The sequence below is a fragment of the Paenibacillus sp. QJM3NY_38 genome (assembly GCF_056173265.1).
In genome coordinates this window covers 3,933,354-3,958,284 of the sequence record NZ_CM149665.1, presented here as the reverse complement: position 1 = coordinate 3,958,284, position 24,931 = coordinate 3,933,354, and the positions used below count along the sequence as shown (strand labels likewise).

Annotated in this window: 22 protein-coding genes; 21 read left to right on the top strand and 1 reads right to left on the bottom strand. The window is 50.0% G+C overall.

The window, feature by feature from the left end; genetic code table 11:
• Positions 1-236 precede the first annotated feature (236 nt).
• The 19 genes from AC0VZ8_RS18210 (at position 237) to ptsP (ending at position 22,010) form a co-directional block, all read left to right on the top strand.
• A complete protein-coding gene (locus tag AC0VZ8_RS18210; RefSeq protein WP_475483933.1) occupies positions 237-572 on the top strand; it encodes a hypothetical protein in 336 nt (111 codons plus the stop codon).
• Between the two features lie 178 nt (positions 573-750).
• On the top strand, positions 751-1,335 hold the full coding sequence (locus AC0VZ8_RS18205; protein WP_260068339.1) for a TetR/AcrR family transcriptional regulator: 585 nt from the start codon (positions 751-753) through the stop codon (positions 1,333-1,335).
• A gap of 142 nt (positions 1,336-1,477) precedes the next feature.
• Positions 1,478-2,692, top strand: a complete 1,215-nt coding sequence (locus AC0VZ8_RS18200; RefSeq protein WP_475483932.1) for an MFS transporter — start codon at positions 1,478-1,480, stop codon at positions 2,690-2,692.
• A gap of 228 nt (positions 2,693-2,920) precedes the next feature.
• Positions 2,921-3,253 (top strand): ArsR/SmtB family transcription factor, encoded by a 333-nt coding sequence (locus AC0VZ8_RS18195; RefSeq protein ID WP_260068341.1) that lies wholly within the window; start codon positions 2,921-2,923, stop codon positions 3,251-3,253.
• 28 nt (positions 3,254-3,281) lie between these two features.
• On the top strand, positions 3,282-4,142 hold the full coding sequence (locus tag AC0VZ8_RS18190) for an aldo/keto reductase (protein ID WP_475483931.1): 861 nt from the start codon (positions 3,282-3,284) through the stop codon (positions 4,140-4,142).
• A 111-nt stretch (positions 4,143-4,253) separates the two neighbouring features.
• Complete coding sequence (locus AC0VZ8_RS18185) at positions 4,254-5,021, top strand: DeoR/GlpR family DNA-binding transcription regulator (protein ID WP_475483930.1); 768 nt, start codon at positions 4,254-4,256, stop codon at positions 5,019-5,021.
• Between the two features lie 317 nt (positions 5,022-5,338).
• Positions 5,339-6,157 (top strand): MBL fold metallo-hydrolase, encoded by an 819-nt coding sequence (locus AC0VZ8_RS18180; RefSeq protein ID WP_475483929.1) that lies wholly within the window; start codon positions 5,339-5,341, stop codon positions 6,155-6,157.
• On the top strand, positions 6,154-7,401 hold the full coding sequence (locus tag AC0VZ8_RS18175) for an MFS transporter (RefSeq protein ID WP_475483928.1): 1,248 nt from the start codon (positions 6,154-6,156) through the stop codon (positions 7,399-7,401). Before AC0VZ8_RS18180 ends, AC0VZ8_RS18175 begins: the two co-directional genes overlap by 4 nt.
• On the top strand, positions 7,376-8,338 hold the full coding sequence (locus AC0VZ8_RS18170; RefSeq protein ID WP_475483927.1) for a metallophosphoesterase family protein: 963 nt from the start codon (positions 7,376-7,378) through the stop codon (positions 8,336-8,338). The genes AC0VZ8_RS18175 and AC0VZ8_RS18170 overlap by 26 nt, the downstream gene beginning before the upstream one ends.
• Positions 8,339-8,699: 361 nt before the next feature.
• Positions 8,700-12,641 (top strand): polysaccharide lyase family 8 super-sandwich domain-containing protein, encoded by a 3,942-nt coding sequence (locus AC0VZ8_RS18165; protein WP_475483926.1) that lies wholly within the window; start codon positions 8,700-8,702, stop codon positions 12,639-12,641.
• Positions 12,642-12,918: 277 nt separating this feature from the next.
• Positions 12,919-15,006: a BglG family transcription antiterminator gene (locus AC0VZ8_RS18160; protein WP_475483925.1), complete on the top strand. Its 2,088-nt coding sequence runs from the start codon at positions 12,919-12,921 to the stop codon at positions 15,004-15,006.
• 35 nt (positions 15,007-15,041) lie between these two features.
• Positions 15,042-15,485 carry a PTS sugar transporter subunit IIA gene (locus tag AC0VZ8_RS18155; RefSeq protein ID WP_194543090.1) on the top strand — a complete coding sequence of 148 codons (444 nt, stop codon included), beginning with the start codon at positions 15,042-15,044 and terminating at the stop codon, positions 15,483-15,485.
• On the top strand, positions 15,482-15,745 hold the full coding sequence (locus AC0VZ8_RS18150) for a PTS sugar transporter subunit IIB (protein ID WP_113058962.1): 264 nt from the start codon (positions 15,482-15,484) through the stop codon (positions 15,743-15,745). The genes AC0VZ8_RS18155 and AC0VZ8_RS18150 overlap by 4 nt, the downstream gene beginning before the upstream one ends.
• 23 nt (positions 15,746-15,768) lie before the next feature.
• On the top strand, positions 15,769-17,064 hold the full coding sequence (locus AC0VZ8_RS18145; RefSeq protein ID WP_071220774.1) for a PTS ascorbate transporter subunit IIC: 1,296 nt from the start codon (positions 15,769-15,771) through the stop codon (positions 17,062-17,064).
• A gap of 97 nt (positions 17,065-17,161) precedes the next feature.
• Positions 17,162-18,154 carry a phosphotriesterase family protein gene (locus tag AC0VZ8_RS18140; RefSeq protein WP_475483924.1) on the top strand — a complete coding sequence of 331 codons (993 nt, stop codon included), beginning with the start codon at positions 17,162-17,164 and terminating at the stop codon, positions 18,152-18,154.
• A 13-nt stretch (positions 18,155-18,167) separates the two neighbouring features.
• The gene (locus AC0VZ8_RS18135; protein ID WP_475483923.1) at positions 18,168-18,926 is read left to right on the top strand and encodes a creatininase family protein; all 759 of its coding nucleotides are present in this window, start codon (positions 18,168-18,170) and stop codon (positions 18,924-18,926) included.
• Between the two features lie 36 nt (positions 18,927-18,962).
• Positions 18,963-19,697 (top strand): SIS domain-containing protein, encoded by a 735-nt coding sequence (locus AC0VZ8_RS18130; protein ID WP_194544834.1) that lies wholly within the window; start codon positions 18,963-18,965, stop codon positions 19,695-19,697.
• 262 nt (positions 19,698-19,959) lie between these two features.
• A complete protein-coding gene (locus tag AC0VZ8_RS18125) occupies positions 19,960-20,229 on the top strand; it encodes an HPr family phosphocarrier protein (protein ID WP_475483922.1) in 270 nt (89 codons plus the stop codon).
• Positions 20,229-22,010 (top strand): phosphoenolpyruvate--protein phosphotransferase, encoded by a 1,782-nt coding sequence (gene ptsP / locus AC0VZ8_RS18120; protein WP_475483921.1) that lies wholly within the window; start codon positions 20,229-20,231, stop codon positions 22,008-22,010. The genes AC0VZ8_RS18125 and ptsP overlap by 1 nt, the downstream gene beginning before the upstream one ends.
• 146 nt (positions 22,011-22,156) lie before the next feature.
• Here the strand turns inward: ptsP and AC0VZ8_RS18115 are convergent, their stop codons facing one another.
• On the bottom strand, positions 22,157-22,549 hold the full coding sequence (locus tag AC0VZ8_RS18115; RefSeq protein WP_475483920.1) for a hypothetical protein: 393 nt from the start codon (positions 22,547-22,549) through the stop codon (positions 22,157-22,159).
• 266 nt (positions 22,550-22,815) lie between these two features.
• Between AC0VZ8_RS18115 and AC0VZ8_RS18110 the strand changes: the two genes are divergently transcribed.
• Together AC0VZ8_RS18110 and AC0VZ8_RS18105 are read left to right on the top strand one after the other, a co-directional pair.
• Positions 22,816-23,493 carry a response regulator transcription factor gene (locus AC0VZ8_RS18110; protein WP_216532379.1) on the top strand — a complete coding sequence of 226 codons (678 nt, stop codon included), beginning with the start codon at positions 22,816-22,818 and terminating at the stop codon, positions 23,491-23,493.
• On the top strand, positions 23,490-24,851 hold the full coding sequence (locus AC0VZ8_RS18105; protein WP_475483919.1) for a HAMP domain-containing sensor histidine kinase: 1,362 nt from the start codon (positions 23,490-23,492) through the stop codon (positions 24,849-24,851). The genes AC0VZ8_RS18110 and AC0VZ8_RS18105 overlap by 4 nt, the downstream gene beginning before the upstream one ends.
• Positions 24,852-24,931: the final 80 nt, after the last annotated feature.

Genomic DNA, 24,931 nt, shown 5'->3' with positions numbered 1-24,931 from the left:
TAGAACAAGCATGGTTATATGTTGTTTACATATGGTTGGGATATTGGATAATTCTGGGCTGTCATTGATGTTATAATCAAAGTGGACGCTTTATTTCGAGACGAGGGAGGAGATGGCGGCTGAACAAGCGTACATGGTATATCTTTCTGGCAATTTGTGTCCTGATTCTAATCAGCGCAACGATATATTCGGCGTCTCAAAACAGAACATCGTTTAAGGAGATGGTGCTCGATCAGTTGATTGAGCCAAAGACCATCAGCCATATGAGCGTCAGGAAAAATCGGTTCCGTTCGAACGAGCAAGAGGTGCAAATTACAGATCCCGCGGAGATTGAGCGGATTATGAACAGCTTTTCCGAAGTCAAACTGCGTAAAACCAGCAGAGTGGATTACGGTAGCGAAGAATATGAAGTTTGGTTTCAGGGCCGAAATGGCCCGACCTTCTCTGTATTCTTCTTTAGCCCTGACCACGTGCGAATCCATAACGGTTCGAGCAATCACAAAAGGTATGGCAAGGAATATAAAATTGTAAACGGCTTCGATCGTGGAGCCATCGAAGATCTATTCAAATAAACGAATGAGGGGAAAGGTCATGGGGATGATGACTTTTCTCTTTTTCATTGTGGAAACCCAGGGCCTTTTGAAGATCATCTCAGTCCGTATCATTTTGAACATCCTCTACTGTTTGAAATAAATACTGGAATGTTTGTTCCGATTGGTATATACTCATGTAGAAAAGGAGGAGGTATCGATGGGAAGGACCAAGGAATTTGACCGGGAGCAAGTACTGCGCAAAGCCATGATCGTTTTTTGGGAAAAAGGATATGAAGCTGCAAGCATACCGGATTTATTGGAATCCATGGAGTTGAGCAGATCCAGTATGTACGAAACGTTTCAGGATAAACAGACGCTGTATTACGAGGCCATCCAATATTATAAAAAAATGTCGCAAAAAAAACGCGATCAGATGATACATGCAACTTCTGCGATCGAGGGGATCCGCCAGTATTTCGACCTGCATATCATGAACGCTTTTGCCACGCACGGGGAAGCTTTCCCCAATGGATGTCTGATTACGAATGCTTCCGTTGGTTTGGGTACGGTGGATGAACCCTTGCAGAATACGATTCTCCAAAGCTTTACGGAATTGGAGCAGCTATTTTATGAGACGTTAAAGAAAGGGCAAGAAACGGGAGAAATAGCCCCGGAGAAAGATATTAAAATGTTATCGTACCTGCTGCTGAATCTCAACCATAGCATTAACGTAATGGCCAGAATCCAAAGCGATATTAATAAAGTCCACGGTATGATGAACGCGGTCTTCGAGATGCTGTAAACCTATTTTTTTTCAGGAAACCGGAATGATCATTCCTGAAAGGATTTCCCCTTGCTTATGAGCATAGGAGGGGGGAGTTGTCTCTATTCTGGAACGAACGTTCCTATAACGCAATAATTCATAAAAAAAGGAGTGTTTATCAATGACTGAAAACGAAAAGGAAAGAGTGGAGAAATCCGTATCAACATGGATTACGCTGATTCTTGCTGTTGCCTGTGGGTTGATCGCTGCAAATCTTTACTATACTCAACCTTTAATTGATTCGATTAGCTCGGCCATCGGGTTATCTTCGGAAGCCGCAGGGTTGATCGTGACGCTGACCCAAATCGGTTACGGGATCGGCTTGTTATTTATCGTCCCTTTGGGGGATTTGCTTGAAAACCGCAAATTGGTGGTTACGCTGCTGATTCTAACGTCTATTGTTTTGATCATCGCGGCTGAAGCCCGAAGTGCGGCTCTGTTTCTTGCCGCTTCCTTGTTTATAGGTGTCGGGGCCGTTGCGGCCCAGATCCTGGTTCCATACGCGGCGCATCTTTCCCCTGAGGAGACGCGTGGACGTAATGTAGGCAACGTAATGAGCGGTCTGTTATTGGGTATTATGCTGGCCCGTCCGGTTTCGAGTATGGTGGATACATATTTCGGCTGGCATGCCATCTTTATGATTTCCTCCGCTATGCTCTTGGTACTGGCTCTTGTATTGGCAAAAGTCCTTCCGGCAAGGCAGCCGCAAACGAAGGACAAATATCCGGTTATCATCTCATCCATGCTGCATCTGCTCAAGACAACGCCGATTCTGCGGCGCCGCGCACTGTATCACGCGTTTTTGTTCGGCATGTTCAGTCTGTTCTGGACAACGGTTCCGCTCGTTTTAACGAGTCCGGTGTTTCATTTTTCTTCAACAGGTGTAGCACTTTTCGCTTTGGCAGGGGTTTCTGGTGCGGCGGCGGCTCCTATTGCTGGCCGCTTTGCAGATAAAGGCCTGATACGTTCGGCAACGGGATTGTCCATCGCGCTGGTGATTCTATCGGGACTTTTGCCGATTATGTTTCCTGGAGGTTCTATATTTTCTATCGTTATCCTCGTAATTGCTGCTATTCTGCTCGACATGGGTGTGTCCGCCAATATGGTGTTGGGACAGCGAGCGATCTTCGATTTAGGAGCTGAGGTGCGCAGTCGGCTGAACGGCATGTATATGGCGATCTTTTTTGCGGGTGGAGCCATTGGCTCCGCAGCCGGGGGTTGGGCGTACGCCATGGGCGGCTGGAAAGCGGCAATGTGGGTTGGCGTTCTTTTTCCGATATTGGCATTGCTGTACTTTTTTACGGAAAAAAGAGGGGCGCACGGCGATCTAAGTTGAACAAATGTTGATTCTTTAAGGAATGCGACATTGATTTTCAATTGGCTCTAGTTGAGTACGTGTGAATATATCGGTGTTTATGTTTGACATAGCCGCGTAAATTCGCGGCTAAATCAATAAGGGAAAATATGGATCTCCATTTGCTTTACCGATAGCATTTCGAATCTTCCAGTGTGTTATTCTAGGTTGGTCAATAAGACTAAACGGTTAAACAAACGGGGGGATTAGGTGAATCAGGAAATCGCAGCTGATATCGCTAAGGAGTTCAAAAACAACCAAAAGGTTCTGATCGCCATCGGTGATGAAACAAGACAAGCCATTCTTAAAACATTGATAGAGGGATCGCAAAATCCCGGAATGCGAGTGGGAGAGATCAGGTTGAATACTCATCTATCTCGTCCAGCCGTTTCTCATCATTTGAAGATTTTAAAAGATGCTCAGATTGTAAGTGTTCGTAAAGAAGGGACCATCAATTACTATAGGCTGGATTCGAAAAGCAAGCTTCTGTCTTTGAAAAATCTAATTCATGTAATCGAAAGAGCGTTGTTGCAATGTGAATAAATCGTAAGAACAGAAGGAGCGGTCACAGATGTATCGAACCGTCGAGGCAGCAAACGGTGTTCAAATTCCTCAGCTTGGTTTTGGCGTATATAAAATCGAGAAGGGAGCGGTCTTTGAAAAAACCATCGCAGCGGCAATTCAATCGGGATATCGTCATTTTGATACAGCGAAAATATACGGCAATGAAGAAGCGTTGGGACGAGAATTGCAAAAAAGCGGTCTTCCACGAGAAGAGTTGTTCATTACTTCCAAGGTATGGACAACCGATCTTGGATATCACGCAACGAAGAAGGCGTTTGAGCAGACCTGTCGGAAACTGAATGTTACGTATCTCGATATGTATTTGATTCATTTTGCTGGCCCTCATTACGAGACGGCATGGGCGGCGATGGAGGATTTGTACATGGAAGGGAGAATTAAAGTCATCGGCGTAGCAAATTTCGAAATCGAGCATTTGGAGCATCTCAAAAAGCAATCTCGGATATCACCGATGATCAATCAGATCGAAACGCACCCAGAGTTTCAACAACACGATTTGCATGATTATATGGTTCATGATCGGATACTGCATGAAGCATGGGGACCACTGGGACAAGGAAACAAGGCCTTGCTGGAGCATCCGGTTCTCGTTGAGATTGCCCGTAATCATCAAAAGTCAGTTGCACAAGTCATATTACGCTGGCATATAAACCGTGGAATTATTATCATCCCCAAATCGTCAAATTTGCAAAGGATAAAGGAAAACAGCGAAATTTTCGATTTTGACCTAAGCGAGGAAGAAATGGACCGAATCCGGCAGCTAGACACGGGTAACAGATATTCCGTTAACCCGACTGGCTACATGATAAATCCGATTTACATACAGTTGATGAAGCTATTTGTAAAATAAGTGAGGGCTGGATCTTAAACGAAATAGCACAATTCAGTTGAACAGGAGGATTACATGCTTTTTATGGTAAACTTCTAATTAAGAAGTTTAGGCAAGTAAGGAGTGGAGCAGTTGTTTGCTGAGCAGCGGCATCAAATCATTATTCAGAAACTGAATCAGGACAAATCGATCCGAGCGTCGGAGCTCATGGAGCATTTCGGTGTTTCGTTCGAGACGATCAGACGTGACCTGGAATATTTGGAAAGCGAAGGCTATCTGCGGCGGGTGCACGGCGGGGCGATTCTGAAGGAGCCCGACTATAGCCGTGAAATCCCGCTGCCGATCCGCGAATCGATATATATGGAAGAGAAGGCGGAGCTTTCTCAAATCGCGGTACGTTATGTGACCGAGGGGATGTCCATCGCGCTCGATCCCAGTACGACAAACACCCAGATTGCGAAGGCGCTGAAAGCCAAGTTCGATCGATTAACCGTGATTACGAACTCGCTTCCGATCGTCAACGAACTCATTTCGATGCCAGGATATACGGTGATTATGACTGGGGGCGTTATTCGTCATGAAGAGCAAAGCATCATCGGAGATTTGGCGGAAGAGTTTTCATCACGCTTCCATGCGGATCTGTTCTTTATGAGTATGAGCGGGGTTACGTTGGAAGCAGGGATTACAGATTACGGAGTCGGCGAAATTCAAGTGAAAAAAATAATGCTCGCGAACGCGAAGCGCTGCATCGCCCTCGCAGACAGCAGCAAGTTCGGGCAAAATTCATTTATCAAAGTATGCGGGGCAGCGGAAGTCGAACGGTTTGTGACGGATTCCAAAATCAACCGGGATATCGTTGAACAATTTCGCAAGAACGGCATCGAAATCGTATACAAATAATAAAAATCCGTATGAACGATTCTTGGTTTCCACGAACCAGGAATCTTTTTATTTATTTGGAAGGTGCTTGTTATGGGGTTGTATTTGTGTGTGTTTGTATGTTTCAAATATTCCGACATGGCTCACACAGTTCAACTGTCCTTCCGACCAGGCAGTTTATCGATTAACTAGAGTATTTATACTCAACAGATTCCGGCAGAAAAAGAGTTGCACCTAATTAAATAATGTATGTGATTGATTGTGTATATGTGGTATTATTTGTATCAAATCAAGGAATCGAGAAATGAACCATTGCTTTTCAAAAGGAGGAGAAACCAGTGAAGATTCATTTTCTAGGCACAGCCGCAGCCGAAGGATTTCCAAACCCGTTCTGCCGCTGCGATGCCTGCAGCAAGGCGAGGTCGCTTGGAGGAAAAAATATTCGAACAAGAAGCTCTATTTTGATCGACGATTTGATCAAGGTTGATTATTCTGCAGATTCCCATATGCAGGCGCTCCGTGATCGGATCGACTTGGGTGCGGTTGAGCACCTGTTGTTTACGCATACGCATTACGACCATTTTCAGCCATCGGATCTGTACAACCGAATTGAAGGATTTGCGCACGGTATCGATCACCCCTTACATATCTATGGCAACGATATTGCCATTAGCCAGACCGTTACTGCACTGGGTCCGGACGCTGGAGGCAGGTTTGCGTTCCATTTATTGCGCCCGTTCGAGACGATTTCATTGGGCGGTACACGAGTCACCCCTTTGCTTGCGAATCATGACCCCATGGAAACTTGTTTGCTGTTTTACATAGAAAAAGGGGGCAAAACACTATTTTACGGCAATGACACCGGATGGCTTCATGACGATACTTGGAAATGGCTTCAAGGCAAAAGGATCGATATGGCGATCCTTGATTGCACACATAGCTATACGAACAATAAGCGAAATCCAAACCATATGGGGATTGAGAGTGTGCTGGAGGTTCAGCGCGTATGGCGGGAAGAAGGTACGCTTGGGCGTGAGGGTCTTATATACGTGACTCATTTTACACACAATTCCGATTTTCTGCATGATGATTTTGAACGCGCTTTCGAGCCCGCGGGCATTAAGGTGGCTTACGATGGCCTGATCGTCGATCTATGACAAATAACAGCAACAACGCAATAGAACAGCGCCAGATTAGGATTGTCGGTATCGTAACGGCGCTAACCCTCTTCGGCGACTCGATGCTGTACATTGTCCTCCCCGTGTATTGGAAGGAAGCGGGACTGGACGCCCTTTGGCAGGTAGGCGTGCTGTTGTCCGTAAACCGACTAGTAAGGCTGCCCCTTAATCCTGTCATTGGCTGGCTGTATCATCGCATGTCGCTTCGAACCGGTTTGTTCATCTCTGTTTTGTTAGCGGCGCTTACCACAGTAGGATACGGCGTCTTCAAAGGGTTCGTGCTTTGGATAGCTTTGCGGGCGGTGTGGGGAATTGCATGGTCCTTGATGCGAATGGGCGGATATTTGACCGTCATTCGATACTCCGACGATACCAATCGAGGGCGATTTATGGGAACGTATAACGGATTGTGGCGCCTGGGCAGCCTGGTTGGCGTGCTGTTCGGAGGGTTTCTCGTACCCATGTTCGGACTGCAGTCCGTCTCGATCATCTTTGGCATGATGGCATTGGTCGGACTTCCGTTGATCGCGGCATCCATAAGTCCGGGGAAAGCATCCGGCACACATCAACTGGAATTACCTCCAGGTAAGACAAAAACGGTATGGTCGCTGCAGGTAAAGAAAATCGTGATAAGCGGATTAATTATATCCTTGCTGCACGCCGTGTTCGGCGCGACGTTTACGTATCTCATTGATACGAGTTATCCAAAGGGAATCCCGTGGTTCGGTCTGATCATCGGCAGCACGGTGTTAGGCGGCGTATTGACAGCGCTTCGCTGTGCTTGGGAGCCGTTCTTGGCCCGATGGTTCGGACAGCGTACCGATGGACCGAGAGGAAGGCTGCCTTTATTTATGATCTCGCTTGCGGGTGCGGCAGCGGGTTATGCGTTACTTCCGTGGCAGCTGCCGCTCGGTATATGGATTGTTATTGTTATTTTTGTCATGATCACAAGCACTGCGCTTGGCACCATTATGGACGCCATGGCTTCTGACGCTGCGAAGAGCACTTCCGTTATTACAGTCATGACTGCTTATTCCGTATCTACCGATTTAGGGGCAGCGATCGGCCCGACGTTAATTTATTGGGTGGTCGGCTCGCAGTATGGCGTGACATCGATGTATTTGGCGTGCGCTGCTGTATTCGTTTTGATCGGGTTATGGTATTGGAAGGAATATGTGACAAAGGGGCGGGTATATCTTGGAGAAAAAGCTGAAGTTTCGTGAGGATGGAACGTTTGTCATTGTACAGTTTTCTGATGTAGAGTTTATTGACGCTGAGGACCTTGATCCGGAGACGCCGCTTCTCGACTCGATGACGAAGTCGACGATGGAGAGAGTCATTGCGATTGAGCAGCCGGATCTTGTTGTGTTTGCAGGCGACTTGACGGCAAGCGCTAGAAGCAAAGATCCGCTGCAATCGTTCCGCAGCGCGGTCGCTGTCGCTGAGGAAAACCGCGTAGCATGGGCGGCTGTGTTTGGCAATCATGACTCGGAAGGGAGCGTACCGCGTAAAAGGATGCATGAGGAGCAGCTCCTGCATGAATATTGCGTAGCCAAACCGGATCCACCGGGCGTAAGCGGAGCCGGAAATTATGTGCTGACGGTTGACGATTCCAAGGGAAGGCCGGCAGCTTCGTTGTTCTTCCTCGACAGCGGCGATTACTCACCGATGGATGCGGTGGGCGGATACGATTGGATACGCCGGGATCAAATCGAATGGTATGCATCTGAATCTCGGCAACTAGCCGATCGAAATGGTGGAGAGCCTTTGCCTGCACTGGCTTTTTTCCATATTCCGCTCCCGGAATACAAAGAGGTGTGGAAGACGAAGGTGTGCGAGGGGCACTGCAGCGAATGGATCAGCTCGCCTGAACTGAACTCCGGCTTGTTCGCCGCCATGGTGGAGATGGGCGATGTTATGGGCACGTTCGTCGGACATGATCACTCGAATGATTACTGCGGGACACTGCATGGCATTCGTCTTTGTTATGGGAGGTCTACTCGTTACGTTAGTTATGTAGACGGTGTGCGCAAAGACAAATTTCCGACGGGCGCAAGAGTCATTCGATTAAGAGCGGATGAGCGACAGTTTGAGACATGGATCCGCCAAAGCGACGGGCTTGTCGCGGAAATGCCGATACTTGAGCCGGATGCTCGGTAAGTCACCCTATCCCACGCAATTTCTCTTCACCTGACTATAGAATTCCTAAAGAGTTCTGAATAAGCTGCGAATCTCTTCCGTTCAAACTGAGCCATATTCAATCTACCTCGTTCTTTGAGAATGTTGTTGTGATGCACCATGCAACCTGGGGATTTGAATGTGGCTTTTTCTCGATCTCGTATTTTGCAAGTTGATATTTTATAACAAAACAAGGATTGTCGTTGTTATTAAAGCCTGAAGTGGATCATTCGGATGGCGTTAAAGCCGGGAGGGGGGTGATGAAAACAGACGGAATTCATGCAAAAGGATGCTGGGGCTAACCATTGGCAGTCTAATTTGAATGATGGAAGGTGGTATTGTGATGAATTTACGTTGGCGGAAATGCATTGTGGTTTCTCTTCTCACCAGTTTCATGCTGTATCCCATTTTGTTGTTTACCGGACCGGTACAAGCATCAAGCGCTGCAGACGAGTTCGATTTGCTGAGGGAGAGGTGGCATGTATATTTGACCGGGGGGACGGCAATCGATACGTCGGACCCGGAAATTGCAGCGAAAATCAGCCAAATCGAAACCAACGCGAACAAGCACTGGTCAGCGATGAACACAAACGCCGGACGAACTTATCTGTGGAGCGATCTGGCGAATTGGAGTGTCTCCAGCACGATTTCATCCAACTATGTAAGGCTGAAGGAAATGGCACTGGCCTATTCCACAACGGGGTCTTCCCTCAAAGGGGATGAGCAGCTGGCTGCAGACATCCTAAGTGGCCTGGACTGGATGTATGCGAACAAATATAACGAAACGAAGAGCGAGACAGGAAATTGGTGGGATTGGGAAATCGGCGTGCCGATGAATCTGACGGATGCGATGGTCTTGATTTATGATCAAATGTCCGCAGCGCAAAAAGCAAACTACACGAAGGCTTTGGACAAATTCGTTCCGGATCCAACCTATCGCACAAATTCTCCCTCACTCCGGGAGACTGGTGCGAATCGGCTTGATAAAGCGCTAATCGTCTCTTTGCGCGGCGTGCTGAATAAATCGGATGCCAAGATTGCGCAAGGCCGTGACGCGATCAGCCAGGTGTTGTTGTATGTACAGAGCAGGGACGGGTTTTACGAGGACGGTTCGTTTATCCAGCATGACTATGTCGCGTATACAGGAAGCTACGGTGCCGTTCTGCTCGAAGATATGGCGAAGCTGCTGTATCTTCTAGGCGGTTCGAGTTGGGATGTGACGGACCCGAATATCGCGAATGTCATTCGTTGGGTAACGGAGGCTTACCGCCCTTTTCTGTATAAAGGCGCGATGATGGATACGGTGCGAGGGCGTGCGATATCGCGCGAAACTTCACAGGATCACCAGGCGGGACGGAAAATCCTGGCTTCACTCGTCATGCTGGCCGACGGCCTGAACGCTCGGGATGCCGCAACGGTTCGCCAAATTGCCAAAGGCCAAATGATGTCGGATACAACGTTCCCGAGTTATACGGAGGGGCTGTCCATTTTCAGCATCGGCAAAATCAAAGCACTGCTTGGCGATCCATCCGTTGAACCCGCAGGCGTTATGATCGATACCCATGTATTCGCAGGGATGGATCGCGCCGTACACTTAAGGCCTGATTTCGGCCTGGCGCTTGGTATGTTCTCGACGCGGATTTCGGCTTTTGAATACGGCAACGGCGAAAATACCAAGCCATGGTGGCAAGGCGCAGGCGCAGCCTACATGTACAATGCGGACCAGACGCAGTTTTCGGGGGCCTATTGGCCAACGATGGATCCGGTGAGATTACCGGGAACGACTACGGACGGCTCTACGGGGAGCGTGGGCTCGTTCAGCTTCAAATTCAATACATCGAATTGGGTAGGCGGTTCATCGATTGATGGCCCTTACGGTACGGTCGGCATGCAATTTTCGATGTCGAAAAACACGGGTACTCCGTTATCCGGCAAAAAGTCATGGTTTCTATTCGGCGACAAATATATAGCGCTCGGATCCGACATTTCGAGCACCGGAGGTCGATCAGTTGAGACGATCGTTGAAAATCGCAAGCTGAATGAGAACGGTTCAAATACGTTGACGGTTGATGGAACGGTTAAGCCTGCGGCGACGGGGTGGACGGAGACGATGACAGGCGTACAGTGGGCGCATCTGTCTGGAAGCGAGCCCGGAGCGGATATCGCGTACGTATTTCCTGGAGGGGCGACGGTCCATGGTCTACGAGAAACGAGATCCGGCTCCTGGAAGGATATCAACACCGATGGAAGCGATAAGCTTCTATCCGCGCAATACGCCAGCCTTGCGCTGAATCACGGTATTGATCCGGTGCAAGCTTCTTATGCCTATGCCGTTTATCCGGGGGCGACAACGAGTGAGGCGGCCGGTCATGCGGCGAACCCGGGCTTTACGGTTTTGAAAAACACGGGAAACGTACAGGCGGTTATGGATACCAGCGATCAAATGGCGGTCGGAGCCAACTTTTGGAAGGATGCGGTTGAAACCGTTCAAGTGAACGGAACCGATTACTTAACCAGCAATAAGAAATCATCCGTCACCATCGTTGAGAGCGAAGATGAGCTGCAAATCGGGATTTCAGATCCGACCCAAGCAAACGGAGGGACTATTGAAGTCGAAATTCACCGTGCGACAACCGGCGCATTGCTGCTCGACCCGGGGGTTACAGTGAAGCAGTTTGCACCGACGACGGTATTGGAAGTCAATACGGCGGGAGCGATCGGGAAAACGTTCCTGGCTAAGCTGAGCACAGGGTCAACGACGCCGCCAGTGGCGCCCCAATTGATCGAAGCCCTGCCAGGACCTGGTTCAGCTGCGCTGAAATGGTCCGCAAGCGCAGGAGCAACAGGATACCGAATTTATTACGGGACAGCGCCCGGCAACTATACGAATACCGTGGATATATCCGCAGTCAGCGGAAATAACCAGTATACCGTTACAGGGCTAGCCGATGGGGCAACGTATTATTTTACGATAAAAGCCCTTAATGGCGCTGGTAACGAAAGCGCCGCATCCAATGAATTATTCGTAACGCTTGGATACGCAATCTTGCCTTCCGACGATGTCTACGTACGCAGCGGGCCTTATGCAAACACGAACTTCGGATCTTCCGATCAATTGGTTATCAAAAACGATCCCAACGCAGGCTATCATCGGTACTCTTATTTGAAATTTGATTTATCTCATCTGCCGGATCAAGTCAAAAGCGCGCAAATCCGCCTGGTTCCGACAAGTGCCGGACTTGCCAACACACAAGGCGTCGCTTTTGAAGTTAGCAATCATGCATGGGATGAAAGCAGCATGACATGGAACAACAAGCCTGCCGCCGGCAGCCTAATCGGAAGCTGGACCGTCCCGGCAGCGGGGACGCCGGCAACCTTGGATGTAACGGCACAAGTGAATGCGGCCGTGGCTGGTGATCGTACAATCGCCGTTCAACTGGCTCAAACGACCAACTATGGCTCGACCGGCTGGGTGATTTACGGCTCTAAGGAGCATACGAATGCAGCTTACCGGCCCGTGCTTCTGTTCGAGCCGCAGGATACGGCTCCGCCAAACACGCTGGCGACATTATCCCCGGAGAAGCCGGACGGCGATAGCGGTTGGTATGTCCAGCCTGTAACGCTATCGTTGGCCGCGGAGGATTCATTATCGAAAGTAACCGAATCGGTATACAGCTTAGACGGTGGAAGCTCATGGCAGCCGTACACTGGACCTGTTACATTCAGTGAAGACGACAAATATACAATAAGCTATCGATCAAAGGATGATGCGGGTAACGTAGAGCCCGCGAAGATGATTGAATTTAATCTGGATACAGAGGCCCCTCTTATTACGTTTGGCGATCCGGCAGCAGAAAGCTACGGTATTGATCAGGACTTATTGCCGCAATTTGATGTAAGCGATGATTTGTCCGGCGTCGATTCTAAGAAGACAACTTTGTTGCTTGATGGTCGGCCTCTGGAACAAGGCGCAACGATTCCACTGTTTACATTGCCAGTGGGCAGTCATTTATTAGAACTTACAGTTTACGATTCAGCAGGAAATATGGGGAGAGGCAGTGTGGATTTCCAAACGACGGCGACTACCGACTCGCTCAAAGCGCTGGTCGCAAGGTTTGAGAAGGACGGCTGGATTGACAACAACGGCATCGCGAACAGCTTGAGACAAAAGCTCGACCAGGGTGAACTGAACAGTTTTATTCACGAAATTCAAGCACAGAGCGGCAAACATGTCCATAGCGATGCTGCACGTTACTTACTTCAGAATGCAGAGGCATTGATTTAACATAGCAATCGGGAAGCAAACAAAATCTTGCATGGGCCCTTTTCGCCTGTGCTTTTTTTTGTGCATATAATTGAAAAGTTCGCGGAGTTATTTAATGAAATGTATTTTGACGGTCTACTTAACTTTAAACACTTGAGTTCATTTTTGCACAAAAGGGTCTCCATGAATTGAACTGTCTTTCATGAATTGCCTGTGGGTATAATCGAATTGCAAAAGGTACCACACTAAACGGCAAAGGAGTTGATGCCGTATTCTGGACGAAAGAAGTACCCGGATTTTGACGCTGCTTCATGAAGCAGCCGATTATGTGTCGCTGGAAGAACTGATGCAGAAGGTCGGTATCTCCAGACGAACCGTTTATTATGATATGGAAAAAATAAACGACTACTTGAAAGCGGTTCATCTTCCGCCGGTCAAATACGTCAGGACAGTCGGCTATTATTTGCCGGATGAAAGCCGGTCCGGTCTTCCGCAGTCGACCGGGAAGCCTCAAACACAGCAGTATTATTTGTCCCCACGGGAAAGAATGGCCTGGATGTCGCTTTATCTGTTATCGGCGGAGGCTCCGCTCTTTGTTCATCATTTTACGGACCTTTTGCAGGTTAGCCGAGGGACCGTACTCAAGGATTTGAATATGGTTCGGTCGGACATGAAGATCTCGAAACTTAAAGTAACCTACGACCGCAAGCGGGGCTATGGCGTACATGGGGAGGAACGTGACAAGCGGAAGGCCCTAAGCCAATACTTCGGACAGATTTTCGGTCATGCCGGCTGGGAACAGATATTTAACCGGAATCCGGAATCGGAAAGTCCGGATCTCGCCCAAGTCCTATTTCCCCCTATGAAGTCAGGTCACCTGAAGCGGGTGTATCGCCTGATTTCGGATAGCGAAATAACGCTGGGCGTAGATTTGACGGATGAGATGTTATTTCATTTGACGGCACGGTTCCTGTTGTATGTAAGGCGGATTCAGACCGGACAGTTTATCTCGATAGATGAAGATGAACGAAACGTGCTGCGGAGGAAACCAGAGTACGAAGTTGCCGCAGGGCTTGCCGAAGGTCTTGGCCAAATGTTTGGCGTCTCCATCCCGGACGAAGAGATTTGCTACTTTACGATGCATTTACTGGGAGCCAGGGTTAACCGGATGGAACAGATGACCGGATCCGAAGAGGTGCTTAAGCAGCTTCGGCAAGTGACCAGACAGATGACGGATGATTTTCAGCGTTACGCCTGCGTCTTCCTGCCGAACAGAGAAACGATGGAAGAGAATCTGCTTGTTCATTTGAAGCCGGCTTATTATCGGATCGTATACGGACTCGGTCTTGAAAATCCGCTGCTCGAAAATATCCTATCTAAGTACAGGGAAGTATTCGAGCTGACCCGCCGATCCGCGGCTCCGTTCGAACAACTGGTTGGACGTCAACTTGACGACAACGAAATCGGATATCTCGCGATGCATTTCGGCGGCTGGCTGCGCAGAGAGAACACGAAGCCGGCCGTACGGCGACAGGCAGCCATCGTCTGCGTCAACGGTATTTCCGCTTCGCGAATGCTGAAATCGCAGCTGGAGAACCTTTTCTCGGCAGTGGATATTACGGCGGTACTCTCGCTGCGGAATTACGAGTCCTTTGATGAAGACCATGTTGATTTTATTTTCTCAACGGTCCCATTGCCGGATAGCAAAGTGCCCGTTCTCATAGTGAATCCGATTCTCAGCGATAAGGATAAGGAGCACCTGCTGAACCAGGTCAACATGGTTGCCGGCCGTAATTCTAAGACCCCGGCGTACTCGGTTCAAGCGCTGCTGGACATCGTCCATAAATACGCCGCGGTTAGGGATGAGGCAGGTCTTACGGAGGAGCTGAACCATTACTTGTCCGTTGGGAAAACATGGCTGAGTGAAGCACGCAAGCCATCTCTATCGGATCTGCTCACCGGACAGATGATCCAAATGAAAAGAAAAGCAGCCGACTGGCGGAGCGCCATACGCGATGCCTCCGAGCCCCTGCTGAAGGATGGACGCATCGATGAAGCCTATATCGATGCGATGATCTCCAAAGTGGAGGCGCTCGGCCCTTATATCGTCGTTGCTCCGGGTATCGCGATTGCGCATGGTAAGCCGCAGGATGGTGTCCGGCGGCTGGGCATCAGTCTGCTGCGGCTGGAGGAACCTGTCGCCTTCTCAGAAGAAGCAAGGCATCAAGTTCAGATCATTCTGGTACTTGCGGCGATTGACGGCGAATCCCACCTCAAAGCGCTGTCGGAGCTGACCATCCTGCTCAGGGAGAAGGAGAGCCTGATCCGTCTGAAAGAGGCCAAGACGAAAGAAGAGATACTGCAGCAATTACACACCGGTCTTTAGCATCGATTAGAATACCGGATTTGGGAGAGATGAGAATGAAATTTTTGGAACCGTCGCTAATTGCCTTGGATGTGGAGGCCGAGACGGCCGAAGAAGCGATCCGCTTAGCGGGTGAACTGCTGGCGAAAGCGGGTGCGGCAGAAGAACGTTATGCCGACGCCATGGTGAAATCTTATCGTGAAAGAGGTCCGTACTTTGTTCTTGCACCCCATATTGCACTTCCGCATGCCCGTGCGGAGGATGGGGTGAAGGAAGCGTCCGTCTCGCTGATTAGATTGAAGAAACCGGTCGTATTCGGCCATGCGGCCAACGACCCGGTACAGCTTGTATTTGCGCTTGGCGGCTCCTCAAGTTCGGAGCATATCGCCATGCTGCGCAAGCTGACCACCTTGCTGAGCAGCCCGGGCAGCATTGAACAATTCATGCATGCAACGGATGTAGAAACAATCCAACAACTCATTAGGGGGAACGAACAATGAAAATTTTATGCGTATGCGGTCTTGGACAAGGAACGAGTTTGATTCTGAGAATGAATGTGGAGAACGTCCTGAGCGGTATGGGAGTAAGTGCCGACGTGGAGCATACGGACGTATCAACGGCATCCGGAACTGCAGCCGACTATATCATTACAAGCAACGAGCTGGCCCAAAGCCTTCAAGGGCATGCGGCCCAAATTGTGATCGTCAACAACTATTTCGACACTAACGAAATCAAACAGAAGCTGGAAGAAGTGCTGTAAACCATTAGAAAGGGAGAGGGCATATGGACGTACTTTTTTGGATTGCCACCAACATTTTTGGAACGCCCGCCATTCTGCTCGGATTCATCGTTCTGGTCGGCCTTCTGCTTCAGAAGAAATCAACGAGCCAGCTTGTAAGCGGCACCTTTAAAGCGATTATCGGCTTCCTCATCATCGGTGCAGGCTCTGATGTCATCGTGAAAGCCTTGAATGTATTTGAGCCGATGTGGAAGGAAGTCTTCGGATTGGAGAGCGGAACCCTCGGTACCTTCATGGGGCAGGAGGCATTCAATTCCAAATTCGGCAGCGCCGTTACGCTCGCCATGCTCATCGGCTTTCTAATCAACGTTCTGCTGGCACGCTTCACCCGGTTTAAATTTATTTACCTGACCGGGCACATGATGTTCTGGACGTCGACCGTTTTTGCGGGCGTGATCGTTCATGCGGCCAGCGGCATCTCGATCTGGAAGCTGGTACTGATGGTCGCTGTCGTCCTTGGTGTGTATTGGACATTCCAGCCGGCGCTGGTTCAGCCGTTCCTTCGTAAAATTACGGGCAACGATAACATTGCGCTTGGTCACACCTCGGCCTCGGTTGCCTTGCTAGCTGCCTTGTTCGGTAAATTGTTCGGCAACAAAAACAACGATTCCGAGAAAATCAAAGTACCCAAAGGTTTCGAGTTTCTTCGTGATTCCAACGTCATCACTGCGCTCAGCATGGGAGTTTTGTTCCTGATCGGGGCCATTATTCTATCGACGAAGGGCACGCCGGCGGCTGCGGAGCTGATGAAACAATCAGGTGACCAGAACTTTATTATCTACTCCATTATCCAATCGTTCACATTCGCAGGCGGAATCGCCATCGTTCTGATGGGAGTCCGGATGTTTGTCGGCGAGCTGGTTCCGGCCTTCAACGGGATCGCTACTAAACTGGTACCAGGCGCCAAGCCGGCACTGGATGCGCCAGTTGTATACCCTTACGCGCCGAATGCGGTGGTTCTTGGCTTCCTGGGAGCTTTCGCCGGAGCGATTATCTGGCTGCTTGTACTTGGCAACACCGTATCATACATTTTCGTGCCAACGATGATCGTCTTATTCTTCCACGGCGCTACGGCAGGGGTATTCGGGAATTCGACAGGCGGTGTCCGCGGAGCCGTTATCGGCGGGTTTATCACTTCAACCGTGGTCGCTTGGGGACAGTTTCTGATGGTTCGCTTCTTTATCGCCTCGACGGTGCCGGATACGGCTATGTGGGCAGCTGATTCCGATATGTTCATCATTGGGCCGATTCTGCACTTCCTGGCGAAGCTGTTCTTCTAGAGGTTATTCAAAAAGCAGCTGACTTTTTGAATGTTGAACACGCATTTTTAGAGATCTGGCCAGGTTCCAATTTTATAGAGAGTGGAGGAGAAACGATATGGGCTTTATTCGTACTTTACATGGAGATATCAGCAAAGAGAAACTGGGCTTTACGTATTCCCACGAACATATCGTATGCCGTCCGGCCTACTGGCAGGAACGGGGCGAGGACGATTTGCTCCTGGATGATAAAGAGAAGTCCAAGCTCGACGTTCTTGACTTCAAACAACACGGTGGACGCTCCATCGTGGACGCTACAGCCATCGATTATGGACGGGATGTTCAGGCGGTACAGGAAATCGCAATTGAAACCGGCATTCATATTGTAGGAACGGCGGGCTTCAACAAAAGCTTTCTGTGGGACGCCAAAATCAAAGAGGAGCTTAAACCGCTGATCGGCCACTATGAAACCTACGCCCAGTGGATTGAAGCAAAAAGCATCAACGAGCTGGCGGATTTCGTCATCCGGGAGGTGGAAGAAGGGCTGGAGGGAACGTCTTTCAAAGCAGGCCAGGTTAAATTCGGGACAGGCTATAACCGCATTACGCCTCTGGAGGAGAAGACGCTGCGCGCTGTAGCGCGCGCTCATCATGAGACAAAGGCGCCCATTCATTCCCATACCGAGGTTGGCACCATGGCGCTGGAGCAAATCGAGCTCCTGAAGAGCGAAGGTGTGGATCTGTCTTTTTTGAGCCTGGGGCATATGGATCGCAATCCCGACCCGTACTATCACGAGCAGATCGCCGCAACGGGGGCTTTCATGAGCTTTGACGGTATCGGCAAGATCAAGTATGCACCGGAAAGCACCCGAATCTCGCTTATTCTGGAGCTTGTCCGCAAAGGCTTCGAAGATCAAATTCTCATCAGCGGAGATACCGCCCGGAAAACCTACTACAAGCATTACGATCAGGGTCTCGGTCTGGAGTACATTATTTCCAAATGGGTACCGCGCTTTGTGGACGAGGCGAACCGAAACGGCTTTGACGGACCAAAGCTGGTGAAGAAATTTTTCGTAAGCAACCCGGCCAACTGCTTTTCATTTAAAAAGTAAGGGGGGTGCCACTATGAAATTCGAACTCGAAAATTCGGTTGAGGTGAAGGATAAAATACGCAAATTCTGTGCTGCCATCCTTCCTATTGGTGCCGTTGAAGCGCATGGTCCCCATCTGCCGCTGGGCACGGATAACCTGCTCGCGACCAGACTCGCGGACAGATTAGCCGAGCGGACGGAAAGCTTCGTTCTGCCGACCCTCCCTTATGGCCAGGTGTGGAGCTTGCGCAATTTCCCGGGGAGCATCAATGTCTCAAACGAAGCGCTTATCCGGCTGTTAGCAGATATCGGCGAAAGCTTATACCAGCAGGGATTCCGCATTTTCGTCATGGTCAACGGCCATCTCGGCAATGCGGTTGCGCTGAAGGAAGCTGCGAGAGTGTTATACGAACGGGTTCCCGAACTGAAGGTGTTCTACTTCTTTTACCCTGGCACGAAGGAAGTAACGGCTTTGGTGCGAGAAGCTTCGGCTGCGCACGCGAGCTATATGCATGCCGATGAAATCGAGACATCCTATATGCTCTATCTCGCGGGCGAATATGTGGACATGAGCAAGGCGATCGATGGTGCCCCGCAGATCCCGATCGAAGCGGATTGCACGCCAACGCCGTGGGAGGAAATGACTTCCACTGCCGTGCTTGGGGATGCAACGCTGGCAACGAGGGAGAAGGGGGAGAAAATCATCGAGTGCAGCTTGGAAGTGATGGCCGGGATGGTTCTCCGGGCTAAAAGTGCTTTGTCAACCGATGATCAACCGGAAGAGAACAGATAGCATTGTAAATACAGGAACAATGAGGTGAGAGAGACGATGATGAACACCTATTTTGATGTGATTGGCGGGTTGTTGAACAAAGTTCGAACCGAGCAGGCCAAGCCGATTCGTGAAGCGGCCGAGAAGGTAGCGACCTGTATTCAGCAGGGCGGGATTATTCACTTGTTCGGCTGTGGACATTCACATATATTGACCGAAGAAGTCTTTTACCGGGCAGGCGGACTCGTACCGATTCGTCCGATTCTGGTTGAGAAGCTGATGCTTCATGAGGGCGCGGTCCGGTCGTCAGAGCTGGAAAGACAAAACGACCTTGCGGTTGAGTTTATGGAGAAGCAGGATATTCGCGAAGGCGAGATTGTATTCGTATTGTCCACTTCGGGGCGAAATCCCGTTCCTGTAGATGTCGCTTTGATGGCGAAGGAGAAGGGGGCTTTTACTGTAGGCATTACCTCTCTGGAATATTCCAAAAGCATGCCCTCCCGACACAGCAGCGGCAAGCATCTGGCGGATGCCGTTGATCTGGTGATCGACAATTTCTCGGTCAAGGGCGATGCCGTATTAAGCCATCCGGGCCTCCAGGTACCCTTTACGCCGAGTTCGACGGTGATCGGGGCCCTCATTTTGAACTCCCTGTTCGCGGAATCTATTGAGATTATGATTGAAAAAGGCTTTAACCCCCCTGTATTTCTCAGCGGAAATATCGATGGTTCCGATGAACACAACAGAGCGCTGGTTGAGGCTTATAAAGGACGGATCGCTTTACTGGCATGATAAGAATGAGCTTAGCGAGAAATAGCTTAGCTTCCGAAATGAACGAAAGTCCGAAAATGAAAATCATCCTACCTAAACGGGAAGCAGTCATTATTAGCATATAACGAATTGCCCATGAGCAGGATCTTGAACAATAAATAAAGCAGGCCGCCTGGCAAAGGATACAGCAGACGAACGGCAGGATTCGGAAGAGTGAAGCCGTAACTGTGATTTCTGCAAGAAAATTGTCTCGGCAGGCCGTTACAGGATGAGGAGGAAAGACATGTTCGCACAAACCGTAACCATACAGAATGAGCAGGGCTTTCATGTCCGTCCGGCTCAGCTTTTCTCGGAAAAAGCAGGACAGTTTGGAGCAGAGGTTTATCTCAAGACTCGCGAAGGACGGGCCGCGGATTGCAAAAGCATGCTGGAGCTGATGACGCTCGGCATTGAACAAGGGGCTGTCGTGACCATCGAAGCTAACGGAGATGGAGAACAAGAGATAGTCGAAGCACTGGTACAGCTAGTCGAAAGCAAGTTTGGTGAAGCCTGATGAAGAAGCTGCATATTCAAGGAATCGGCGTATCGGAGGGAATCCGGATCGCAAAGGCATACATCTACAAGCCTTCGCAGGGGGCAAGCAGCGACAGCAGCCCCGATGAGAAGAATATTCCCGATAAACCGGCCGCTATCGATGCCGAGCTTATCAAGCTCCGTGAAGCCAAAGCCAGCTGTGCGGAGCAGTTGGATGCGCTGACGGAAAAAGCGAAGGAAGCCGTGGGCGAAGAGCAAGCCGGTATTCTTGCGGGGCAGCGGAAGCTTCTGGAGGATCCTGCCTTCTATCCGAAGATGGAGAGTCGGGTTCGGGAGAAGCTGGAGCCAGCGCCAAAGGCCGTTGCCGAAATTGTGAGTCAGGTCGCTTCCATGTTGGAAAGCATGAACAACGATTATATGAAGGAACGCGCCGCAGACATACGTGATATCGGCAATCGTCTTCTCGCTTGTCTGTCGCCAGGGCAATCGCGCGGCTTTACGGGTATCACCGAACAGGTTATCCTGGTTGCCGACGATTTGGCGCCATCGGATACGGTGCAGCTGGACCCTGACTTGGTGATCGGTTTTATTACTCGCACTGGAGGAGCGACCTCACATACCGCTATTCTCGCACGGTCGCTCGGGATTGCGGCTATTGTCGGCGCTGGGGACGGCGTCGACGGCATTGAGGACGGCGACACGCTCGTCCTCGACGGATCCGCCGGGCTGTGCGTTGCCCGGCCGGACGAGGCAGAAGCGGAGCAGTATCGGCACCGCATGCTGCAGCACCTCGAGCGCAGGCAGTCGCTCGAGGCGTACGCGGCGCGCCCGGCAGTGACCGCCGACGGCGCGCGTGTGGAGCTCGCGGCGAACATCGGCAGCGCCGCGGAAGCCGAGACCGCCGTCCTGCAGGGCGCGGACGGCGTAGGGCTGTTCCGCACGGAGTTCCTGTTCATGAACGCCCAGGCCATGCCGGGCGAGGAGGAGCAGTTCCGTGCGTATCAGGAAGCGGCCCGGATGATGGAGGGCCGCCCCGTGATCATCCGCACGATGGACATCGGCGGAGATAAGGAGCTTCCGTATCTGCAGCTGCCCAAGGAAGCGAACCCGTTCCTGGGCTACCGTGCGATACGGGTGGGGCTTGTCCGCCAGGAGCTGCTTCGCACGCAGCTGAGGGCGGTGCTGCGGGCCAGCGCCTTCGGTACGGTAAAGGTGATGTTCCCGATGATCTCCGGCCTGCAGGAATGGAGGCAGGCAAGAGCCATCCTGACGGAAGTGCAGGCGGAATTGAGGCAGGACGGCATCCGGTTCGACGAGAAGATGGAAGTTGGCATCATGGTTGAGATTCCCTCAACGGCCGTGTTGGCGGAACGCTTCGCGAGCGAAGTCGATTTCTTCAGCATTGGTACGAACGACCTTGTGCAGTACACGGTCGCGGCGGACCGCATGAATGAACATGTCGCGCACCTGTACGATTATTATCATCCAGCCGTGCTTCAGTTAATCCGCACGGTCATTGAGGCATCCCACACGGCCGGTAAATGGACCGGCATGTGCGGCAGTATGGCGGGTGATCCGCTCGCGGCACCGCTCTTACTCGGACTCGGGCTCGACGAATGGAGCATGGAGGCTGGCGGTCTCAGCCGGATGAAGGAAAGGCTCGCTATCCTGGATCGTCAGGAATGCCGTGAGCTGGCGAAGCGCATACTTCGTCTCGATACGCCTCAAGCCGTACGTCAAGCGCTGGAGGAATTTCATCACGTTCAAACAGGCAGTGGTATAGATTACGTATTCACATGACTTGGCCAACATAGCAGGTGTTGGGGTTTCTCAGAATAGGTATACAAGTATGAGAAATCGCTAGTTGGGGTCAAATAGCTGTTGCGTATAAAGAAATGGCGGTGCAGGGGGTTCCCCTATGCCGCCATTTCTTTGTTATCGACAATCTACCCTTTACGACGCAGTACATTGGCAATTACGCCAACGATTAAGCCCCAAACCGCATTTATTGCAAAGACACTTATCATTGCCAGCGGATTCGTTAATGGACCTTGCAATGTTCCATCGATAAGGGGAGAGGCAATCCCGCTGATAATGATAGCAAATAAGGCATAACTCAAACCCGCAAAAACAAGAATGACAATGGGATAAGCCGTTCTTTTGAATAGAACGAGCATGAGCCAGGCCAAAGAGATGAGAACCGTCATCAGAATGCTGCCGAATGCTTGGCCGATCAGGTCCATGATCCCGGTCATCTTCATGATGGGTCTGACAAGCGCTAAAGCGCCCAGACCGAGAATGAAAAGCAGGTTTTCTTTTACGATATCGATTGTTTTCATATCCAATCCGTTCCTTTCCCATGTATGTGTTAATCTGTCGCCTGATGAAGTCGATAAGACCCCGTCCGATTCATCCTCCAACTTGTATGAATATTGCCAGTGCCTGCATTGATTTTCCCGGCTGTTGATAACATTAACAAATCCATGTTGTGAACTTATGACGATGCTTGGTGATTTACGTGAATTTTTCCGATGGATTTCCCGATCTCCTGACAGCCATAATATGCTAGACTACCTATATATTACTTTTAGGAGTCCATCATACGATGAAGACATTTACTATTTTGTACATTGAAGACGATCAGGAAATCGGTTCCTGGTCCAAGGAGTTTTTAATCAGTCAGGGCTATGAGGTGATATGGAAGAGTTCAGGCTATGATGTGGAAGCAGCAATGGAACATTGTGATCTTGTCATTTTGGACATTATGCTTCCGGGTCTGGACGGATTCACGGTCGGCCAGCGGCTAAAACGAATTAATCCCGCTGTACCCATCCTGATGCTTACGGCCAGAACCGCAATCGAAGATAAGCTTACCGGCTTGTCTTTTGCCGATGATTATATGACAAAGCCGTTTCATCCGGATGAGTTGGCCGCCCGGATTCAAGTCCTGCTCAGGCGCTCCGTCACTGCGGAACCGGAGCAGCTTCTGATCCGGCATTTAATCATCGACCGAACAGGAAGCCGTATATGGAATTCCGAAACCGGGGAAGAGATTGTCCTTACAGGTAAGCAGTTTCATATATTCATGTATTTCCTGGACCATCTGAATCACATATTGACCCAGAAGCAGATTTATGAAGCCGTTTGGGGCGAGCCGCATCTGAACGGAGACAAGACGTTGAATGTGCATATCCGGCATCTGCGAGAGAAGATCGAGCTGGATTCCGGCTCCCCCCAAATTATCGAGACCATCCGCGGCGTAGGATACCGGGTGCGATCATGAGGATCCGCGGCTCGTTAATGAGCAAATACCTGATCCTTATTTTGACCGCCTTATTGCTATGGCCGATCATTCCAGCCTTATTTTATTTACCTGATTATATGTTTAGCGATCATCCAGTATATCGTCCGGAAGAGATAACCCGCCTGTGGCAGCAGGAGGCAGACAACCTGGACGGTGCAGGAAGGGATAGGATTATTTCTAGACTGGGAGAGTTGAACGAGGACTATCCGGATGCTGAGATATTTTGGGTGGACCCGTCAGGGAGGACGAATGCAGTCAGAGACCTCTCGGAAGATATACCTGAGCAATGGACTTATGTGGATCTTCTCTCGATTCGAGCGCAAGACCGTAATCAAGAAACGCTGGTCTTAACCTCTCTCATCGGAAACGATCCGAAGCAAGGCTTTATGGTGATGCGGCTCCCGGATTCCCATATCCTTGATGCAGAGATGTCGCTATCGGGAAACCTGCCGCTCATCTTTCTGTTTCTAATGATCTGTGTATGCTTCTTTATGCTGTCATGGCTGTTCTTCATTAAGCTTCGCAGAAGACTGATCAGTCTCCAATCCGCGATGACCGTAAATGGATTGAAAGAAATTCCGAACGAAGTCACGATTATGAAAAACGACGAGATCGGAGAACTAGAAGGCTCGTTTAATCGGATGGTGAAGGAGCTCAAAGAAAGTCAACAACGGGAGCGGGAGGAGGAGGAACTGCGCAAGCAATTCATTTCAACGATTTCCCACGATCTTCGAACCCCGTTGACTGTCATCCGGCAACATGTCCATACCGTTCGCAATAACCCTGCTTCTCCCCAGGGACAGGTTTCACTTTCTGTCATTGAGCATAAGCTGGACGACATCAGTAATCTGATGGATAATCTTCTGTCATACACGCTGTTATCGGCGGGGAAGTATCCGCTGCACAAGCAGCCGATTGATATCGTAGAAGAAGTCCGGAATCGAGTGGCTCAGTGGTATCCAGTATTCGAGGCTAAGGAATTCGATGTCGTTGTCGAGCTTCCTGATGAGACGTTATTATGGGATGTGGATCCATTGTGGTTTAACCGGATCCTGGACAATGTGTTTCAGAACGTGGTACGCCATGCGGGAGCAGGTCGGTACATCGGCATACACATGATTGATCGTGACAATCAATGGATACTGGTTATCAACGATAAGGGCCCTGGCGTCTGCAACGAGTCGCCTGAAAAAGGCGCAGGGATCGGTTTGTCCATTGTATCGATGATGGCCAAGGAGATGGGGATGCAATGGGAAATGAAATCCGACGCAAACGGAAGTTCGTTTTATATCTGGATTGATAGCAGTTGCAGTGTTATAACTCCCGAGACAGATTAAGCTATGAGAAGGTAACAGTATCTAAAATGAATGTGAGTTAGTTATCGATTTTATGTTTGTTATTGGAATATATGTATCAT

Coding starts and splice junctions, on each gene's coding strand:
- AC0VZ8_RS18205 (WP_260068339.1), top strand. CDS start 751: ATGGGAAGGACCAAGGAATTTGACCGGGAGCAAGTACTGCGCAAAGCC.
- AC0VZ8_RS18200 (WP_475483932.1), top strand. CDS start 1,478: ATGACTGAAAACGAAAAGGAAAGAGTGGAGAAATCCGTATCAACATGG.
- AC0VZ8_RS18190 (WP_475483931.1), top strand. CDS start 3,282: ATGTATCGAACCGTCGAGGCAGCAAACGGTGTTCAAATTCCTCAGCTT.
- AC0VZ8_RS18175 (WP_475483928.1), top strand. CDS start 6,154: ATGACAAATAACAGCAACAACGCAATAGAACAGCGCCAGATTAGGATT.
- AC0VZ8_RS18165 (WP_475483926.1), top strand. CDS start 8,700: ATGAATTTACGTTGGCGGAAATGCATTGTGGTTTCTCTTCTCACCAGT.
- AC0VZ8_RS18155 (WP_194543090.1), top strand. CDS start 15,042: ATGAAATTTTTGGAACCGTCGCTAATTGCCTTGGATGTGGAGGCCGAG.
- AC0VZ8_RS18150 (WP_113058962.1), top strand. CDS start 15,482: ATGAAAATTTTATGCGTATGCGGTCTTGGACAAGGAACGAGTTTGATT.
- AC0VZ8_RS18145 (WP_071220774.1), top strand. CDS start 15,769: ATGGACGTACTTTTTTGGATTGCCACCAACATTTTTGGAACGCCCGCC.
- AC0VZ8_RS18140 (WP_475483924.1), top strand. CDS start 17,162: ATGGGCTTTATTCGTACTTTACATGGAGATATCAGCAAAGAGAAACTG.
- AC0VZ8_RS18135 (WP_475483923.1), top strand. CDS start 18,168: ATGAAATTCGAACTCGAAAATTCGGTTGAGGTGAAGGATAAAATACGC.
- AC0VZ8_RS18130 (WP_194544834.1), top strand. CDS start 18,963: ATGATGAACACCTATTTTGATGTGATTGGCGGGTTGTTGAACAAAGTT.
- AC0VZ8_RS18125 (WP_475483922.1), top strand. CDS start 19,960: ATGTTCGCACAAACCGTAACCATACAGAATGAGCAGGGCTTTCATGTC.
- ptsP (WP_475483921.1), top strand. CDS start 20,229: ATGAAGAAGCTGCATATTCAAGGAATCGGCGTATCGGAGGGAATCCGG.
- AC0VZ8_RS18115 (WP_475483920.1), bottom strand. CDS start 22,549: ATGAAAACAATCGATATCGTAAAAGAAAACCTGCTTTTCATTCTCGGT.
- AC0VZ8_RS18110 (WP_216532379.1), top strand. CDS start 22,816: ATGAAGACATTTACTATTTTGTACATTGAAGACGATCAGGAAATCGGT.
- AC0VZ8_RS18105 (WP_475483919.1), top strand. CDS start 23,490: ATGAGGATCCGCGGCTCGTTAATGAGCAAATACCTGATCCTTATTTTG.